14 protein-coding genes are annotated in these 16,973 nt (G+C 61.5%); 9 read left to right on the top strand and 5 right to left on the bottom strand.

Annotation, left to right across the window (positions count from 1 at the left end; genetic code table 11):
* The first annotated feature begins 1 nt into the window (after position 1).
* From nadS to L350_RS12165, 5 genes are all read left to right on the top strand, one after another.
* Positions 2-286, top strand: coding sequence for a NadS family protein (nadS, locus tag L350_RS12145; RefSeq protein ID WP_003858821.1), 285 nt, complete (start codon positions 2-4; stop codon positions 284-286).
* A gap of 211 nt (positions 287-497) precedes the next feature.
* A complete protein-coding gene (sitA, locus tag L350_RS12150) occupies positions 498-1,409 on the top strand; it encodes an iron/manganese ABC transporter substrate-binding protein SitA (RefSeq protein WP_032624705.1) in 912 nt (303 codons plus the stop codon).
* A 2-nt stretch (positions 1,410-1,411) separates the two neighbouring features.
* Positions 1,412-2,218 (top strand): iron/manganese ABC transporter ATP-binding protein SitB, encoded by an 807-nt coding sequence (sitB, locus tag L350_RS12155; RefSeq protein ID WP_023299548.1) that lies wholly within the window; start codon positions 1,412-1,414, stop codon positions 2,216-2,218.
* On the top strand, positions 2,215-3,063 hold the full coding sequence (gene sitC, locus L350_RS12160; protein WP_032624704.1) for an iron/manganese ABC transporter permease subunit SitC: 849 nt from the start codon (positions 2,215-2,217) through the stop codon (positions 3,061-3,063). The genes sitB and sitC overlap by 4 nt, the downstream gene beginning before the upstream one ends.
* Positions 3,060-3,899, top strand: coding sequence for a metal ABC transporter permease (locus L350_RS12165; protein ID WP_032624703.1), 840 nt, complete (start codon positions 3,060-3,062; stop codon positions 3,897-3,899). Before sitC ends, L350_RS12165 begins: the two co-directional genes overlap by 4 nt.
* Here the strand turns inward: L350_RS12165 and entD are convergent.
* On the bottom strand, positions 3,835-4,524 hold the full coding sequence (gene entD / locus L350_RS12170) for an enterobactin synthase subunit EntD (RefSeq protein WP_032624702.1): 690 nt from the start codon (positions 4,522-4,524) through the stop codon (positions 3,835-3,837). The two genes, L350_RS12165 and entD, sit on opposite strands and share 65 nt — an antisense overlap.
* 519 nt (positions 4,525-5,043) lie before the next feature.
* Entirely contained in the window at positions 5,044-7,284 is a 2,241-nt protein-coding gene (locus L350_RS12175) for a TonB-dependent siderophore receptor (protein WP_023299551.1), read from the bottom strand.
* A gap of 145 nt (positions 7,285-7,429) precedes the next feature.
* On the opposite strand from L350_RS12175, the gene fes reads away from it, so the two are divergent.
* The 3 genes from fes to entF are packed head-to-tail and all read left to right on the top strand — an operon-like array spanning position 7,430 to position 12,706.
* Complete coding sequence (fes, locus tag L350_RS12180) at positions 7,430-8,629, top strand: enterochelin esterase (protein ID WP_032624701.1); 1,200 nt, start codon at positions 7,430-7,432, stop codon at positions 8,627-8,629.
* 10 nt (positions 8,630-8,639) lie between these two features.
* Positions 8,640-8,852: an MbtH family protein gene (locus L350_RS12185; RefSeq protein WP_032624700.1), complete on the top strand. Its 213-nt coding sequence runs from the start codon at positions 8,640-8,642 to the stop codon at positions 8,850-8,852.
* Positions 8,849-12,706 carry an enterobactin non-ribosomal peptide synthetase EntF gene (gene entF, locus L350_RS12190; RefSeq protein WP_032624699.1) on the top strand — a complete coding sequence of 1,286 codons (3,858 nt, stop codon included), beginning with the start codon at positions 8,849-8,851 and terminating at the stop codon, positions 12,704-12,706. The genes L350_RS12185 and entF overlap by 4 nt, the downstream gene beginning before the upstream one ends.
* An 88-nt stretch (positions 12,707-12,794) precedes the next feature.
* Here entF and fepC read toward each other — a convergent pair whose 3' ends face one another.
* From fepC to fepD, 3 genes are read right to left on the bottom strand one after another with little or no spacing between them, the layout of a single operon-like run.
* Positions 12,795-13,595 carry an iron-enterobactin ABC transporter ATP-binding protein gene (gene fepC / locus L350_RS12195; RefSeq protein ID WP_023299555.1) on the bottom strand — a complete coding sequence of 267 codons (801 nt, stop codon included), beginning with the start codon at positions 13,593-13,595 and terminating at the stop codon, positions 12,795-12,797.
* On the bottom strand, positions 13,592-14,581 hold the full coding sequence (fepG, locus tag L350_RS12200) for an iron-enterobactin ABC transporter permease (protein ID WP_072200994.1): 990 nt from the start codon (positions 14,579-14,581) through the stop codon (positions 13,592-13,594). The genes fepC and fepG overlap by 4 nt, the downstream gene beginning before the upstream one ends.
* Entirely contained in the window at positions 14,581-15,585 is a 1,005-nt protein-coding gene (gene fepD, locus L350_RS12205) for a Fe(3+)-siderophore ABC transporter permease (RefSeq protein WP_032624697.1), read from the bottom strand. Before fepD ends, fepG begins: the two co-directional genes overlap by 1 nt.
* A 108-nt stretch (positions 15,586-15,693) precedes the next feature.
* On the opposite strand from fepD, the gene entS reads away from it, so the two are divergent.
* Positions 15,694-16,920 carry an enterobactin transporter EntS gene (gene entS / locus L350_RS12210; protein WP_032624696.1) on the top strand — a complete coding sequence of 409 codons (1,227 nt, stop codon included), beginning with the start codon at positions 15,694-15,696 and terminating at the stop codon, positions 16,918-16,920.
* The last annotated feature ends 53 nt before the right edge of the window (positions 16,921-16,973 follow it).

The raw sequence follows: 16,973 nt of genomic DNA, 5'->3' as shown, positions 1-16,973 counted from the left end.
AATGAGTATTTTCAATGAATTAAAATCTTCGCTTGAAGAGGCCGTTGAGATCCATAACGGAAGAAAAGCCGCTTCCCGGGTAACCCGCTATGAAGTTGCTGATGTGCGCGCCATCAGAGAGCAGCTCAATATCACGCAAAGCGAAATGGCGAAGGCGCTTGGCACGAGCGTCGATACGATAAAGAGCTGGGAGTCTAAACGTCGCAACCCAACCGGGCTGGCGGCGAAGGTACTTAATGTGATTCGGGAGAATCCTGCATTTTATAAGGCACTTGCCGGGCAGTGAGTCGCCCTTATGCCGGGTGGCGCTGCGCTTACCCGGCCTACAAAACTCCAAAACTGCTTTACCGTAGGCCTGATAAGCGAAGCGCCATCAGGCTCTCCCTCCGTTGACATAACTTTAATGATAACTATTTTCATTTAAATATAGCCTGTGCTATACCTTATAGCACGGGCTAATTTTGCTTTTAATTTAATCACCTCAGGAGACTTCTGCGATGCATCCACGGCAAGGATTGAAGCGTCTGTTGCTCGGCGCGCTGCTTATGACCGCGACCACAACCGGCGCGCTGGCGGCTGAAAAGTTCCAGGTCATCACCACTTTTACCGTTATCGCTGATATGGCGAAAAACGTAGCGGGGGATGCCGCAGAGGTCACCTCCATCACCAAACCGGGCGCGGAAATTCATGAGTATCAACCCACCCCGGGCGATATCAAACGCGCGCAGAAGGCGCAGCTGATCCTGGCGAACGGCATGAATCTGGAGCTGTGGTTCCAGCGCTTTTATCAGCATCTGAACGGCGTGCCGGAGGTGATTGTTACCAAAGGCATCACCCCGATGGGCATCAGCGAAGGGCCCTATAACGGCAAGCCCAACCCGCACGCGTGGATGTCGCCGGACAACGCCCTGATTTACGTCGATAACATCCGCGACGCGCTGGTGAAGTACGATCCGGCCAACGCGCAGACCTATCAGCGTAACGCCGACGCCTACAAGCAGAAGATCACCGCCACTCTCGAACCGCTGCGTAAGCAGGTCACGGCGATCCCGGAAGACAAGCGATGGATGGTGACCAGCGAAGGGGCGTTCTCCTATCTGGCGCGGGATTTGGGCCTGAAAGAGCTGTACCTGTGGCCGATCAACGCCGATCAGCAGGGCACGCCGCAGCAGGTGCGCAAGGTTATCGATCTGGTGAAAAAACATCACATTCCGGCGGTGTTCAGCGAAAGCACCGTCTCGGATAAGCCCGCTCGTCAGGTGGCGCGGGAAACCGGCGCCCATTACGGCGGCGTGCTGTACGTTGACTCCCTGAGTGCAGAAAACGGCCCGGTGCCGACCTATATCGATCTGCTGAACGTCACCACCCGCACGCTGGTGCAGGGCATCCGCGACGGGATGAAGGAGTAACCATGCAGAAGGGGATTGTTGTAACCGACGTGACCGTGACCTACCGCAACGGCCACACGGCGCTGCGCGACGCGTCGTTCAGCGTGCCGGGCGGATCGATTGCCGCCCTGGTGGGGGTGAACGGTTCCGGCAAGTCCACGCTGTTTAAGGCGGTGATGGGCTTTGTGCGGGCGGCGAGCGGCACTATCTCCATTCTCGGGCTTCCGCCTCACCGGGCGCTGCGCCTGAACCTGGTCGCCTACGTGCCGCAGTCGGAAGAGGTCGACTGGTCATTTCCGGTGCTGGTCGAGGACGTGGTGATGATGGGCCGCTACGGGCATATGGGGTTTCTGCGTCGGCCTAAAGAGCGCGACAGGCAGATTGTAACCGACGCCCTGAAGCGCGTGGATATGCTTGAGCTGCGTCATCGGCAGATTGGCGAGCTCTCCGGCGGCCAAAAGAAGCGCGTGTTTCTGGCGCGGGCGATTGCCCAGCAGGGCGAGGTGATCCTGCTCGACGAGCCGTTTACCGGCGTGGACGTCAAAACCGAAGCCAGGATCATCAGCCTGCTGCGGGAGCTGCGCGACGAGGGTAAAACGATGCTGGTCTCGACCCACAATCTGGGCTCGGTCACGGAATTCTGCGATTACACGGTGATGGTCAAAGGCACCGTGCTGGCGAGCGGCCCGACGGATATCACCTTTACCGCTGAGAATCTTGAGCGCGCCTTCAGCGGCGTGCTGCGCCACGTGGTGCTCAGCGGCTCGGAAGATCGCATTATTACCGACGACGAACGCCCCTTCGTCACGCACCGACAGGAGGCCAAATGAACGTGCTTCTCGAACCCTTCGGCTACGAGTACATGCTCAACGCGATGTGGGTCTCGGCGATGGTGGGCGGGCTGTGCGCGTTTCTCTCCTGCTATCTGATGCTCAAAGGCTGGTCGCTGATCGGCGATGCGCTGTCGCACTCCATCGTGCCGGGCGTAGCGGGCGCTTACATGCTCGGGCTGCCGTTCTCGCTGGGGGCGTTTTTATCGGGCGGGCTGGCGGCGGGCAGCATGCTGTTTCTCAACCAGCGCAGCCGCCTGAAGGAGGACGCCATTATCGGGCTGATCTTCTCCTCGTTTTTCGGGCTGGGGCTGTTTATGGTCTCACTCAACCCGACCTCGGTGAACATTCAGACCATCGTCCTCGGCAATATTCTGGCTATCGCCCCGGAAGATATCGTCCAGCTGGCGATTATCGGCGTGGTGTCGATAGTTATCCTGCTGTTCAAATGGAAAGATCTGATGGTGACCTTTTTTGATGAGAACCACGCCCGCGCCATCGGTCTGCGCCCGGAACGTCTGAAAATTCTCTTCTTTACGCTACTGGCGGTCTCTACCGTGGCGGCGCTGCAAACCGTCGGCGCATTTCTGGTGATCTGTCTGGTGGTTACGCCCGGTGCGACCGCCTGGCTGCTGACCGATCGCTTCCCGCGCCTGTTGATGATTGCCGTCGCCATTGGCAGCATCACCAGCTTCCTCGGTGCGTGGGCCAGCTATTACCTGGACGGCGCCACCGGCGGCATTATCGTGGTCGCCCAGACGCTGCTGTTCCTGCTGGCGTTCGTCTTTGCGCCGAAGCACGGGCTGCTTGCCAGCCGCCGTCGGGCGCGGGAGGCACATCCATGATGACGCTGATCCTCGAACCGTTCCAGTTTGCGTTTATGAACAACGCGCTGCTGATTTCACTCCTGGTGGCCGTGCCCTGCGCGCTGCTGTCGGTTTTTCTGGTGCTGAAAGGCTGGGCGCTGATGGGCGACGCCATGAGCCACGCGGTGTTTCCCGGCGTCGTGCTGGCCTGGATGATGGGCCTGCCGCTGGCGCTGGGCGCATTCGTGGCCGGTCTGTTCTGCGCGGTCGCCACCGGATACCTGAAGGATAACAGCCGAATCAAGCAAGATACGGTTATGGGGATCGTCTTTTCCGGCATGTTCGGCGCCGGGCTGATCCTCTATATCGCCGTCAAACCTGAGGTGCATCTCGACCACATTCTGTTCGGCGATATGCTGGGCATTAACGGGATGGACATTTTGCAAAGCGGTCTCGTCGCGGGGTTGATTGCGCTGGTGATTGGCCTGAAGTGGCGCGATTTTCTGCTGTTCTGCTTTGACTATCAGCAGGCGCAGGCGAGCGGCCTGCGCACCCGCTGGCTGCACTACGGCTTACTGTGCATGGTTTCGCTGACCATCGTGGCGACGCTGAAAGCGGTGGGTATAATTCTGTCGATTTCGCTGCTGATTGCCCCCGGCGCGGTGGCGGTGCTGATTACCCGACGCTTTCACATGGCGCTGCTGGTGGCGGTCGCCGTTTCAGCGCTGGTGTCGGTAAGCGGCGTGTATGCCTCGTTTTATCTCGACAGCGCGCCCGCGCCGACCATTGTGGTCCTGTTCGCGATGGTGTTTATCGTGACGTTTGTGTTGACCAGCGTGAAGGCACGTCGGCAGGAGCGTGTGACAGCAGGGTGATGACCTGTTCGCCGTGCTGCTGCCAGTGAAGGGTGAAGGCAGTGCCTTCCTCAAAGCCTGCAAGTTGACGGGTCAATGCCAGCGTAAGCGTCCTGTCGTCGAGCAGGGTAATGCGGGCGCTGTCAAAACCCATCCAGGCCTGCACCTGCGGAAAGAGGGCCTTGAACAGGCTCTCTTTGGCGCTGAACGCCAGCGTCAGGGCAAGGGCGAACGGGTATCCCGAGCGGGAAAGCACAGGTTCTTCCTGCGTATCAATAATGCCGTCTTTGATTTCCCAAGCTTCGTTTTCGGAAAGGATCGTTTCACAATCGATGCCGATAAGCGCAGGGTATTGCGTGACGACGGCCATCGCCTGCGTGCCGCTGTGGGTGATGCTGCCGGAAATACCTTGCGGCCAGAGCGGTTCGCCGCTGGGTCCGATGCCGGGGATTACGCGCTCGTTTAGCGCATGCGCCGCGGCGATGCGGCCTGCCAGGTGGTCGGATTTGCGCTTGCGTCCGGCGTCAGCCAGCTGTGCGTGATGGGGCAGCCAGAGGAGATCGGCGTCGGTGAAGGTGGTGGGGTCGAAAGTGATGCGGTGAAGGGTGTGGCCGGCGAGAGAAAATGTGCTGTGGGTTGTGTGCATGGTTTTCCCTTCAGTATTGTGCGGCCTGATGCCCTCACCCCGGCCCTCTCCCAAAGGGCTGAGGGTTCCCCACAAATTAATGCGAGCACTGAGCAATCCCCTCGCCCCTCCGGGGAGAGGGTTAGGGTGAGGGGAATATACGGCGGTGGTGGTCATTCCGTTCACTTTATGTTCCTTGCTACTCTGTAACGACATGACCGGTGAACGTGCCAGGATGGCTCAGTCGCCACCACCCTGGCGACCCGGGCTCCCGGCGGTAAATCGCCGTTTCGCGGTGCCCTTGGCTTATTCCTTCCGGCTTATCGGGTACGGGCGGAGGCAACGTCCCTGTAAAGCCGCCCTCTCGGCGCATCCCTGCGCCTCGCCCCGGCCGGAAGGCAAACGCCTCAGCGATTTACAGCCGGACCAGGGCATCGCTGACAGCCCTCAGTCATTTAGAAAGCAACTTTATTGCTTCTGCATAAAAAAATTACTGGGGATCCCTCAGCCCACAGGGAGAGGGGGAAGTCACTGCCTGTATCAGAACCTTGTATTCACGCTCATGTACCAGGTGCGACCCGGTTCATTATACGTATACGCACCCGCACCGTACATATACGCACCCGTCGTGGTATTACCCGTGGTCTGGGCGTTACCGGCGCGCCACTGGCGCTTGTCGAAGACGTTGTCCACGCCGCCGGTCAGGCTGACGTTTTTGGTCACGTCCCAGGTCGCGCTCAGGCCAACGATGCTGTACGGGCTGACTTCGTCTTTCTCAGACCCGGTCACCGGCTGACCTTTGTAGTTGTACTTCTTCGGCTGCTGCTTGCCGTACCAGGTGAAGGTCGACTGCAATGAGACATCCTGACGTACCTGCCAGCTCAGGGTAGAGTTCAGCGTATACTCCGGGATGATCGACAGACGATCGCCGGTCTCCTTGTTCTTGCTTTGCAGCATGTAAGTGATGTTGTTGGTCCAGTTGATGGTGTCGCTGACCGGCACGTTCAGGGAGCCTTCCAGACCTTCTACTACCGCCTTCGGCACGTTTTCCCACTGGTAGATATCGGTGGTGACTTTGCCGGTGGACGTCTGGCCAATCGGCGCATAGCCCGCTTCAATCTTGTTGCGGTAGTCGTTGCGGAACCAGGTCACGCCCGCCAGCCAGCCGTCGCGTTTCCACTCCAGGCCAATCTCTTTGTTGATGCTGGTTTCCGCTTTCAGATCGTCGTTACCCATCATGTAGCAGCCCACGCCGTCGGAACTGGCGTAGCAGCCCTGGCCTTTACTGTACAGCAGGTAGTTCGGGTTGGTCTGATACAGGCTTGGCGCTTTATAGGCGCGCGCGATGCCCATCTTCAGGGTGAAGTCATCCCCCAGACCTTGCGACAGGTTCAGGGACGGGCTCCAGTTATTGCCGACAATAGTGTGGTGATCGAAGCGCAGGGCAGGGGTCAGCATGGTGCTGTCGGTCAGCTCCATGTTGTTTTCGGCGAACAGGGAGAAGATCTCCGCTGACGTGTAGGGGCTACGGTCTTCGCTCATGCCCGGGATGGTGCCGCCCTGCTGGGTTTGCGTGAAGGAGGTAGAGTCCTTCATGCGCTGCTGGTTCCACTCGGTGCCGAGCGTCAGGTTCTGGTTCACAATGAAATCAATCGGCAGGTTGATTTCGCTGTGCAGCATCACGTCGGACAGATCGGTGTCGGTGAATTTATTGCTGTTGAACAGACCTTCAGTACCGCCCGCCAGTCCTTCACCCAGACGGGAGTTGCGGGTGTGCTCGTACTGCGCCCAGTTGCTGGTGGTAATGCCGTTATCCCAGCCGCCGTTCCAGGTCACGGCGAAGTTCTGGCGATAAATACGGTTCGTCTCTTTACCGTAGTTCTTCTTCACCAGCGCGTTGTCGTTGTTGGTGTTCTGCGTGTCGCCCGCATACAGGTTGTTCTGGCGGCTGTAGCCCGCTTCAAACTCCAGCGACTGCATCGGTGCGAAGTCCCAGCGCACCACGCCGTTGATGTCTTTGTTTTCCACACCTTCACGGCCTGCGGGCAGGGTGTTGGCGTAGGCACCGGTACGTTCAGACTGGTGACCCTGGTTGATGTCCCACGCATCGGCCTGGGTTTTGTCCAGGTTACCGAACATGCGGAAGCTGAAGTCGCCGCCCAGCGGGCCGCTCAGGCTGAAGTTGGTGCGTTTAGTCGAACCTTCGTCCTTATGTTCTGGCGCGTTCAGGTAGGTGTTCCAGGAGCCGTGCCACTGGTCGTCGAATTTTTTGGTGATGATGTTCACCACGCCGCCCGCCGCGCCGTTACCGTAGCGTGCAGCGGCCGGGCCACGGATCACTTCGATGCGCTCGATCATCTCTGGCGGTACCCAGCCGGTATCGCCGCGGGTGTCACGCTCGCCGCGCCAGCCCAGACGGATGGAGTTGCGGCTGGTGACCGGCTTGCCGTCAATCAGGATCAGGGTGTTTTCCGGGCCCATGCCGCGAATGTCAATCTGACGGTTGTTCCCGCGCTGGCCGCTGGTGGAGTTGCCGGTCAGGTTAACGCCCGGCATGGTGCGGATGATTTCCGCCACGTCGCGCGCGGGCGGGTTTTTGCGGATCTCGTCGGCGGTGATGGTCGACACGCCCGGCGCCTGCAAATTCTGCTCGGCGGCGGTGATCACCATGGTGTCTTCGTGCTGCGCGGAGGCGGTGTTGTCGTCTGCCATGGCGGGCAGCGCGACACCATAAATCCCTAAATTGACCAGCAAGGCCAGAGAGTGAATCTTCTTATTCATTGTACGTCCCGCTTTTATGGTTATTTAATGAGCGCGCTCCCACAGCGCGGGCATTACGCTATTGCAAATGCAAATAGTTATCAATAATATTATCAATAAAATTTGCTCTGAAACAAAAAAGACTGTTAAACATGGGGTTATAAGGGTGACGGCGTTAACAACCGGAAGTGAAGCGTGGTGGCAGGCGAAAAACGGGCCGGAACGGGAACGTCATCAGGAAAACTATCGCGTGACATTCTGGTGGCGGGACCCGGCGGGAACGCAGAAAACGTCGACGATTAAACGCGTCTGGCTCTACGTCACCGGCGTGACCGATCACCATCAAAATGCCCGTCCGCAGTCCCTTGAACGTATCCCGGATACCGACGTCTGGCAGTGGCAGGGCGAGTTCAGCCCCGAATGGCGCGGCAGCTACTGTTTTATCCCCTCCGACAATGAAGATGATTTTGCCAGCGCAGTGTTTGAAGGCGAGCAGCCGGACCGCATGGCGCTGCGCGAAGGCTGGCGCAAACTACTGCCGCACGCGGTTTCCGATCCGCTGAATGCGCAGAGCTGGCGCGGCGGACGCGGGCACGCCATCTCGGCGCTGGAGATGCCGGAGGCGCCCGTACAGCCCGGCTGGAATCATCCCGATACGCCCTATAAAAAGCCAGTCTGCATTGAGTGGCACAGCGCGCGTCTGAGGAACCATCGCCGCGTGTGGATTTTTACCACCGGGGATGAAAGCCCCGAGCGCCCGCTGGCGGTACTGCTTGACGGGCAGTTCTGGGCCGAAAGCATGCCCGTCTGGCCTGCGCTGGCGTCGCTCACCCATGAAGGCAAACTGCCGCCTGCGGTTTATGTCTTAATCGACGTCATTGACACCGCACACCGCAGCCGCGAGCTGCCGTGCAACCCTGATTTCTGGCTGGCGGTGCAGGACGAACTCCTCCCGCAGGTGAAAAGCATGGCCCCGTTCAGCGACCGCGCCGACCATACCGTGGTGGCGGGCCAAAGCTTCGGCGGGCTCTCTTCCCTCTATGCGGGCCTCAGCTGGCCGCAGCGTTTTGGCTGCATCCTCAGCCAGTCCGGATCCTACTGGTGGCCGCACCGCGGCGCGCAGCAGGACGGGCTGCTCATTGAACAACTCAAAGCGGGTGAAAAAACCGCTCGCGGGCTGCGCATCGTCCTTGAGGCCGGGCGCAACGAGCCGCTTATCTTACGCGCAAACCAGGCGATCCTCGCCGAACTACACACTCAGCAACCGGTTTTCTGGCGTCAGGTTGACGGCGGACACGATGCGCTTTGCTGGCGCGGTGGGCTGACACAGGGGCTGATGACCCTCTGGCAGCCGCTTATTCAATAACGGAGTCTGTATGGAATTCAGCAATCCTTTCGATAATCCGCAGGGACAGTTCGCCATTTTGCAAAATGACCAGGGGCAGTACAGCCTGTGGCCGCAGGAGTGCGAGTTGCCCGCGGGCTGGCGCGTGGTGTGCGAACCGCAATCTCAGGAGGCGTGCCAGCAGTGGCTGGCGGAACAGTGGCAGACGCTTGAGCCGTCTTATTTTGCGGGGGAGCGCGCATGAACCGTCTCCCTCTTGTCGCCGCCCAGCCGGGGATCTGGATGGCAGAGCAGCTTTCCTCCCTGCCAAACGCCTGGAGCGTGGCGCACTACACCGAACTGAAAGGCGCTATCGACGCGCCGTTGCTGGCAAAAGCCATCGCTGAAGGCATGATGCAGGCCGACACCCTGCGGATGCGTTTCACCGAGGATAACGGCGAGGTGTGGCAGTGGGTCGATGAGGCCATGATCCTGCCGGAGCCGTCCATTGTGCGCGTTAACTCCCACGACGACGCCGTGGCGCTGATGGAGGCCGATCTCAACCAGAACCTGCGCGTCGACAGCGGTCAGCCGCTGGCGTTTCACCAGCTGATTCAGGTGGGAGAAAACCACTGGTACTGGTATCAGCGGTATCATCATCTGGTGGTAGATGGCTTCAGTTTCCCGGCCATTACCCGTCAAATCGCCGCCATTTACGCTGCGTGGCAGAAAGGTGAACCTGCGCCCGCCTCCCCGTTTACTCCGTTCGCCGAGGTGGTGGAGGAGTATCAGCGCTATCGCGACAGCGAGGCGTATCAGCGCGACGGTGCTTTCTGGGCCGAACAGCGCCAACAGCTTCCTTCTCCGGTCTCGCTCTCTTCCGCGCCCCTGCCGGGACGTGCCGCCACCACCGACATCCTGCGCCTGAAAATGGCGATGGACGGCCGTGCGTTCAGCCAGCTTGCACAGGCGGCCGGACAAACGCAGCGAACCGATCTGGCGCTTGCGCTGGTGGCGCTGTGGCTGGGCCGCCTGACCGGACGGCTGGACTACGCCGCCGGGTTTATCTTTATGCGCCGTATGGGCTCCGCCGCGCTGACCGCGACCGGCCCGGTGCTCAACGTCCTGCCGCTGGCGGTGAATATTCGCCCGCACGAGAGCTTGCCAGCGCTGGCGCTGCGCCTGGCGAACCAGCTGAAAAAGATGCGCCGCCATCAGCGCTACGATGCCGAGCAGATCGTGCGCGACAGCGGGCAGGCAGCAGGGGACGAACCCTTGTTTGGTCCGGTGCTGAACGTCAAGGTGTTCGATTATCAGCTGGATATCGACGGCGTGGAGGCCATTACCCACACGCTGGCGACCGGCCCGGTGAACGATCTGGAGCTGGCGCTATTTCCGGACGAGCAGGGCGGACTAAGCATTGAGATCCTCGCCAACAGGCAGCGTTACGACGAGGCGACGCTGAAGGGGCACGCGGCGCGGCTGAACGCAATGCTGACGCAGTTTGCCGCCAACCCGGACCTGCGCTGTGGCGACGTGGAAACCGTATCAGAGCAGGAATACGCCCGGCTGGCGCGAATCAACGATACCGGGCTGGCGCTGCCGTCCACCACGCTGGCGGATCTGGTCGCGGAGCAGGCGAGCAAAACGCCGGACGCCCCGGCGCTGGCGGATGCCCATACTGAGCTGAACTACCGCCAGATGCGCGAGCAGGTGGTCGCGCTGGCAAATCTGCTGCGCGCGCGCGGCGTGAAGCCGGGCGACAGCGTGGCGGTGGCGCTCCCGCGCTCGGTGTTCCTGACCCTGGCGCTGCACGGGATTGTTGAAGCTGGCGCCGCCTGGCTGCCGCTGGATACCGGTTACCCGGACGACCGTCTGCGGATGATGCTGGAGGACGCGAAGCCGTCGCTGCTCATTACCACCGACGAGCAGCTCCCGCGCTTTAACGATCTGCCGATCGCCACCTTTAGTTACAACACACTATTACCGGCCACCGATGCTGAACCTCTGCGCCTGGCGAAGCCGGAGCAGACCGCGTACATCATCTTTACCTCCGGTTCGACGGGACGACCAAAAGGCGTGATGGTGGGCCATACCGCCATCGTTAACCGCCTGAAGTGGATGCAGGATCATTATCCACTGGCGGCGCATGACGTGGTGGCGCAGAAAACGCCGTGCAGCTTTGACGTGTCGGTGTGGGAGTTCTGGTGGCCGTTTATTGCCGGGGCGAAGCTGGTGATAGCCGAGCCGGACGCGCACCGCGATCCGCAGGCGATGCAGAGCTTCTTCGCACAATATGGCGTAACCACCACCCACTTCGTGCCGTCGATGCTGGCGGCGTTCGTCGCCTCGCTGACGCCGGAAAACGTCGACTGTTGCAGGACGCTGAAGCAGGTGTTCTGTAGCGGCGAGGCGTTGCCGACTGCGCTGTGCCGCGAGTGGGAACAGCTCACCCATGCGCCGCTGCACAACCTCTATGGCCCGACCGAAGCGGCGGTGGACGTCAGCTGGTATCCGGCGTACGGCCCCGAGCTGGCGGCGGTGGAAGGGAACAGCGTGCCGATCGGCTTCCCGGTGTGGAATACGGGGCTGCGCATTCTGGACGCGATGATGCGCCCGGTGCCGTTCGGCGTGGCGGGGGATCTGTATCTCACCGGCATCCAGCTGGCGCAGGGGTATCTGGGACGCCCCGATCTTACCGCCAGCCGCTTTATCGCCGATCCGTTTGCCCCCGGCGAGCGGATGTACCGCACCGGGGACGTTGCCCGCTGGCTGGACAACGGCGCGGTAGAATATCTGGGCCGCAGCGATGACCAGTTAAAAATCCGCGGACAGCGCATTGAGCTGGGCGAAATCGACCGGGCGATGCTCGCGCTGCCGGATGTGGCCCAGGCCGTGGCGCACGCCTGCGTGTTCAACCAGGCAGCGGCGACAGGTGGCGATGCCCGCCAGCTGGTGGGGTACGTTGTCTCCGAATCCGGCTTACCGCTGGATCGCGACGCGCTGCTAGCATCACTCAAAGCCCAGCTGCCGCCACATATGGTGCCGGTGGTGCTGCTGCAAATCAGCGCGCTGCCGTTAAGCGCCAACGGCAAGCTGGATCGCAAGGCGTTGCCGCTGCCGGAGCTGACCAGCAAAACCTCTGGTCGCGCCCCTGAGACACAAACCGAAGTCGCCGTGGCGCAGGCGTTTTCTGCCCTGCTGGGCTGCGCAGTGAACGATATCGAAGCCGATTTCTTTGCCCTCGGCGGCCACTCGCTGCTGGCGATGCGCCTCGCGGCTCAGCTCAGCCGTGCGTTCAGCCGTAAGGTTACGCCGGGCCAGATTATGGTCGCCTCGACGGTGAGTAAGCTTAGCGGCCTGCTGGACTCGCAGATGAGCGACGAGCAGGCGCAGCGTCTGGGGTATGAAACTGTTCTCCCGCTGCGTGAAAGCAACGGCCCGACGCTGTTCTGCTTCCATCCGGCATCCGGCTTTGCCTGGCAGTTTAGCGTCCTGGCGCGCTACCTCAGCCCGCGCTGGTCAATCGTCGGCATTCAGTCTCCCCGACCTGACGGACCGATGCAGCAGTGTGCGGATCTCGATGCGGTGATCGAACATCATCTGAACACGTTGCGTAAGCAGCAGCCGCAGGGGCCGTATTATCTGTTCGGCTATTCCCTCGGCGGCACGCTGGCGCAGGGCATTGCGGCGCGTCTGCGCGAGCAGGGTGAAGCGGTGGCGTTCCTCGGCCTGCTGGATACCTGGCCGCCGGAAACCCAGAACTGGGCGGAGAAAGAGGCTAATGGCCTCGATCCGGAGGTGCTGGCGGAAATTGAGCGCGAGCGTCAGGCGTTTATCGCCGCCCAGCAGGGGCAAGGTTCCAGCGAGCTGTTTAACGCTATTGAAGGCAACTACGCCGATGCGGTGCGGCTGCTCACCACCGCGCATAGTTCACGGTTCGACGGTAAAGCGACGCTGTTTGTCGCCGAACGCACGCGAACCATGGATCCGCAGGCCGCATGGGCGCCGTGGGTGAGTGCGCTGGAGGTGTACAGCCAGGACTGCGCCCACGTGGATATTATTTCACCGCAGGCGTTTGAAAAGATTGGGCCGGTACTGAAGGAAATTTTAGGATAGTGCAAATGCCCCTCACCCTAACCCTCTCCCACGGGGAGAGGGGATGGTTTGCTCCCTCTCCCTGTGGGAGAGGGCCGGGGTGAGGGCATCAGACCGCACGCTTGCCCAACGGCACCACCAGCGGCGTACCCGCCACCGGGTCGTCAATAATCATACAGCGCATGCCGTAGATCCGCGCGATCAGATCCGGCGTCACAATCTCCTTCGGCGCGCCCTGCGCCACAATCTCGCCGTCGCGCAGCGCAATCAGATGCGTCGCGTAGCGGCACGCCTGATTTAAGTCGTGCAGCACTGCCGCCAGGGTGTACCCCTGCGTGCGGTTCAGTTCGCTCAGCAGCTCCAGCAGATCAATCTGATGGCTGATATCGAGCCAGGTTGTCGGCTCGTCCAGCAGCATAATCGAGGTTTCCTGCGCCAGTACCATTGCAATCCAGGCGCGCTGGCGCTGTCCGCCGGAGAGAGTATCGACGCTTTGCTGGGCCAGATTGGTGATGCCCGTAGCCTGCATCGCGCGCTTCACCGCCTCGTCGTCCTCCTTGCGCCAGCGGGTAAACAGCGGCTGGTGCGGGTAGCGCCCGCGGGAGACCAGCTCCTGCACGGTGATATCCCCCGGCGTGGTGGCGTTTTGCGCCAGCAGGCCAATTCGGCGCGCCACCTCTTTGCTGGCGAAGCGCTGGATCTGCTCCCCGTCGAGGAACACGCTACCCTCAACCGGCGACATCAGGCGGCTCAGCGTGCGCAGCAGGGTCGATTTGCCGCAACCGTTCGGGCCGATAATGGCGGTGAAGTGGCCGTCCGGAATGGACACGGATAAATCCCGGGCAATGATTTTTTTGCCGTAGCCGAGGGTCAAGTTTTCGCCGCGCAAGCGGAATGTTGAATCTGTCATTTCTTGCGTGACTCCTGAACGAGCAAGACGATGAGGTAAATCCCGCCGAGGCTGACGGTCACCACGCCCACCGGCAGTTGATAAGGCATAAACAGCTGCTGAGCGCAGAGATCGGCGGCCAGCAGTAACAATGCGCCGCACAGCGCCGCCTGGGTTAATCCCCAGCGCGCGGTACCGCTAAGACGCCGCGCGATATGCGGGGCTACGAGGGCAATAAACGAGATCGGCCCGGCGATGGCGGTAGACGCTGCGGTCAGCAAGACCGCCACCAGCATCAGCATCAGGCGCGAGCGCTCTACGCTCACGCCCAGCGCGCAGGCGCTGTCGTCGCCCATCTCCAGCAGCCGCATGCGCCTGACCAGCAGCAACGCGCCAATAAACATCAGCAAAATCAGCGGCGCGGCGGGCCAGGTTTTTCCCCACGTCAGACCGTTGAGGGAGCCGGCGTACCACAGCCCGGCGGAGAGCGCGGTTTCCAGCGATGCCTGTAGCAGAAGCCAGGTGTTGAACGCCATCAGCATCGCACGGATGCCGATCCCGATGATGATCAGACGGAAGGTGTCGATGCCGTTGCGCCAGGCCAGGGCCCAGATAAGCAGGGAGGTGAGAATGCCGCCCGCCATCGCCGTAAAGGTAATGGCCGTAAGATGCTGCCCGAACAGCACCATCGCCACCAGCACGCCGCTCCACGCGCCGGTATTCAGGCCCATCACGTCCGGGCTCCCGAGGGGGTTACGCATCAGCGACTGGAATATCGCGCCGCTGACGCCAAGCGCCGCGCCCACCAGGATCGCCATCGCCACGCGCGGCAGTCGCCATTCGGTGACCACCATGGTGATGTTACGCGGCGCGCTGCCGGTGAGAGCGTGAAAGACCTGCGCGAAATCAAGCGTTACGGCACCGCTTTGCAGGCTCCAGACCGCCAGCAGCAGACTGGCGACGACCAGCAGGGCGACGCTGGTAAGTAAACGACGGGACGGGGCCATCATGCGCCACCCCCGCGTCTGCGTCGAACCAGGAAGATCAGCACCGGCGCGCCGATAAAGGCGCTGACCACCGAGACGCGAAGTTCACCCGGCACCAGCAGGCGGCCCAGTACGTCGGCAAAGAGCAGCAGGGCAGGGGTCGCCAGCAGCGTGACCGGCAGCGACCAGCGGTGATCCGCCCCCACCAGCCAGCGCGCCATGTGCGGCATCATCAGGCCGATAAAGGCAATCGGCCCGACCACGGCGGTCGCGCTGCCGCAGAGCACGGTAATGGCGAGTAGCCCCGTCAGCTGCGTGCGCGCCACACGGTTGCCGAGGGCGGTCGCGGTATCGCTGCCGAGGCTCAGGCTGTTCAGCGCCCGGCTTAAACAGAGCGCCACGGCGGCAGCGACGATCGTCGGGATCACCACCACCTTTAAGGTTTCAAGGGTACGAATATCCAGCGAACCCGCCTGCCAGAAGCGCAGCTGGTCATACACGTCCGGGTTGAGCAGGGCGATGCCGTTGGACAAACCTTCCAGTACCGCCGCGAGCGCTACGCCCGCCAGCGTTAAGCGTACCGGGCTGAGCTGTCCACCGCCCTGGCTGCCGGTAAACGCCACCACCAGCGAGGCCGCCAGCGCGCCGCAAAAGGCCATCACCAGCTGTTCAGAGGGGGACGTAAATCCAAACAGCGCTGCGCCGAGCACGATGGCAAAGCTGGCGCCGGAGTTAACGCCGAGAATGCCGGGGTCCGCCAGCGGGTTGCGGGTGAGGGTTTGCATCAGGGCACCGGCAAGGCCGAGCGCACCGCCAGCCAGCAATCCGGCAAGGGTGCGGGGCAGGCGAGCGTCGAGCACGATGGTGCAGTCGGCGCTCTGACAGGTACCGGATAGCGCATCGACAATAACGGACGCGGGCAGCGGTTTTGCGCCGACCAGCAGGCTGAGTGCAATCGCAAGGATTAGCAGTAGCAATAAAACGGGCACGGCAAGGGCGCGCACCGCAGAAGAGGAAAACGACATAGCAACATCCATGATTTGATAATGATAGTGATTATCGTTATCTATCTTATTTGGCTATGTTAGCATGTGCGCCCATGGAATGGGTAGAAATAGACTCAAGGCTTTGTCATGAATCAAAAATCCTGGCTGCTTAACCTCAGCCTGCTCAAAACACACCCGGCGTATCGCGCCGTTTTTATCGCTCGCTTTATCTCCATTTTGTCCCTCGGTCTGCTTGGTGTGGCCGTACCGGTGCAAATCCAGACCATGACTCACTCCAGCTGGCTGGTAGGGTTATCCGTCACCTTAACCGGCGGGGCGATGTTTATCGGCCTGATGGTGGGCGGCGTGCTGGCGGACCGCTACGAGCGTAAAAAGCTGATCCTGCTGGCGCGCGGCACCTGCGGGGTGGGCTTTGTCGGGCTGTGTCTGAACGCCATGCTGCCGGAGCCGTCGCTGGTGGCCATTTACGTGCTGGGATTGTGGGACGGCTTTTTTGCTTCGTTAGGCGTGACGGCGCTGCTGGCGGCCACGCCCGCGCTGGTCGGGCGCGAGAACCTGATGCAGGCGGGGGCGATCACCATGCTCACCGTACGTCTCGGCTCGGTGATTTCGCCGATGGTGGGCGGTCTGTTGCTGGCGACCGGCAACGTGGCGTGGAACTACGGCCTTGCCGCGGCGGGAACGTTTATTACCACCCTGACGCTACTGCGTCTGCCGCTCCTGCCACCCCCGCCGCAGCCGCGCGAGCATCCGCTGAAGTCCCTGATGGCCGCGATTCGTTTCCTGTTCAGCAACCCATTGATTGGCGGCATTGCGCTGCTCGGCGGCCTGCTGACGATGGCGAGCGCCGTGCGCGTGCTGTATCCGGCGCTGGCGGGTGAGTGGCAGATGAGCGCCTCAGAGATTGGCGTGCTGTACGCCGCCATTCCGCTCGGTGCGGCCTTCGGGGCGCTGACCAGCGGCAACCTGGCGCAGAGCGCGAGACCGGGGTTGATCATGCTGGTGGCGACGCTGGCCTCGTTTATCGCCATTGGTTTCTTTAGCGTGATGCCGGTGTGGGCGCTGGGGGTGATGTGTCTGGTGATTTTCGGCTGGCTGAGCGCGGTCAGCTCTCTTTTACAGTACACCCTGATCCAGACCCAGACGCCGGAAGGGATGCTCGGGCGCATTAACGGCCTGTGGACGGCGCAGAACGTCACGGGCGATGCGATTGGCGCGGCGATCCTCGGCGGGCTGGGGGCGATAATGACCCCGGTGGCGTCGGCGAGCAGCAGCGGGTTTGTGTTAGCCGTTGTTGGCGTGATTTTACTGGCGGTTCTGGTGGAGTTGCGTCGGTTCAGGCAAACCCTGTAGGTCGGGTAAGGTGTAGCCGCCACCCGACAAAACGCCCGGTGGCGCTGCGCTTA

The sequence above is a fragment of the Enterobacter sp. MGH 4 genome (assembly GCF_000534735.1).
In the GTDB taxonomy this organism is placed as follows: Bacteria; Pseudomonadota; Gammaproteobacteria; order Enterobacterales; family Enterobacteriaceae; genus Enterobacter; species Enterobacter intestinihominis.
Note: the sequence above shows the minus strand (reverse complement) of the source record. Positions and strands in the feature narration are given on the sequence as shown.

Bases quoted from the DNA above. Each gene is read 5' to 3' on its own strand.
- L350_RS12185 (WP_032624700.1), top strand. From the start codon at position 8,640: ATGGAATTCAGCAATCCTTTCGATAATCCGCAGGGACAGTTCGCCATT.
- entF (WP_032624699.1), top strand. From the start codon at position 8,849: ATGAACCGTCTCCCTCTTGTCGCCGCCCAGCCGGGGATCTGGATGGCA.
- fepC (WP_023299555.1), bottom strand. From the start codon at position 13,595: ATGACAGATTCAACATTCCGCTTGCGCGGCGAAAACTTGACCCTCGGC.
- entS (WP_032624696.1), top strand. From the start codon at position 15,694: ATGAATCAAAAATCCTGGCTGCTTAACCTCAGCCTGCTCAAAACACAC.
- entD (WP_032624702.1), bottom strand. From the start codon at position 4,524: ATGCACACAACCCACAGCACATTTTCTCTCGCCGGCCACACCCTTCAC.
- fepG (WP_072200994.1), bottom strand. From the start codon at position 14,581: ATGGCCCCGTCCCGTCGTTTACTTACCAGCGTCGCCCTGCTGGTCGTC.
- nadS (WP_003858821.1), top strand. From the start codon at position 2: ATGAGTATTTTCAATGAATTAAAATCTTCGCTTGAAGAGGCCGTTGAG.
- sitA (WP_032624705.1), top strand. From the start codon at position 498: ATGCATCCACGGCAAGGATTGAAGCGTCTGTTGCTCGGCGCGCTGCTT.
- L350_RS12175 (WP_023299551.1), bottom strand. From the start codon at position 7,284: ATGAATAAGAAGATTCACTCTCTGGCCTTGCTGGTCAATTTAGGGATT.
- sitB (WP_023299548.1), top strand. From the start codon at position 1,412: ATGCAGAAGGGGATTGTTGTAACCGACGTGACCGTGACCTACCGCAAC.
- fepD (WP_032624697.1), bottom strand. From the start codon at position 15,585: ATGTCGTTTTCCTCTTCTGCGGTGCGCGCCCTTGCCGTGCCCGTTTTA.
- sitC (WP_032624704.1), top strand. From the start codon at position 2,215: ATGAACGTGCTTCTCGAACCCTTCGGCTACGAGTACATGCTCAACGCG.
- L350_RS12165 (WP_032624703.1), top strand. From the start codon at position 3,060: ATGATGACGCTGATCCTCGAACCGTTCCAGTTTGCGTTTATGAACAAC.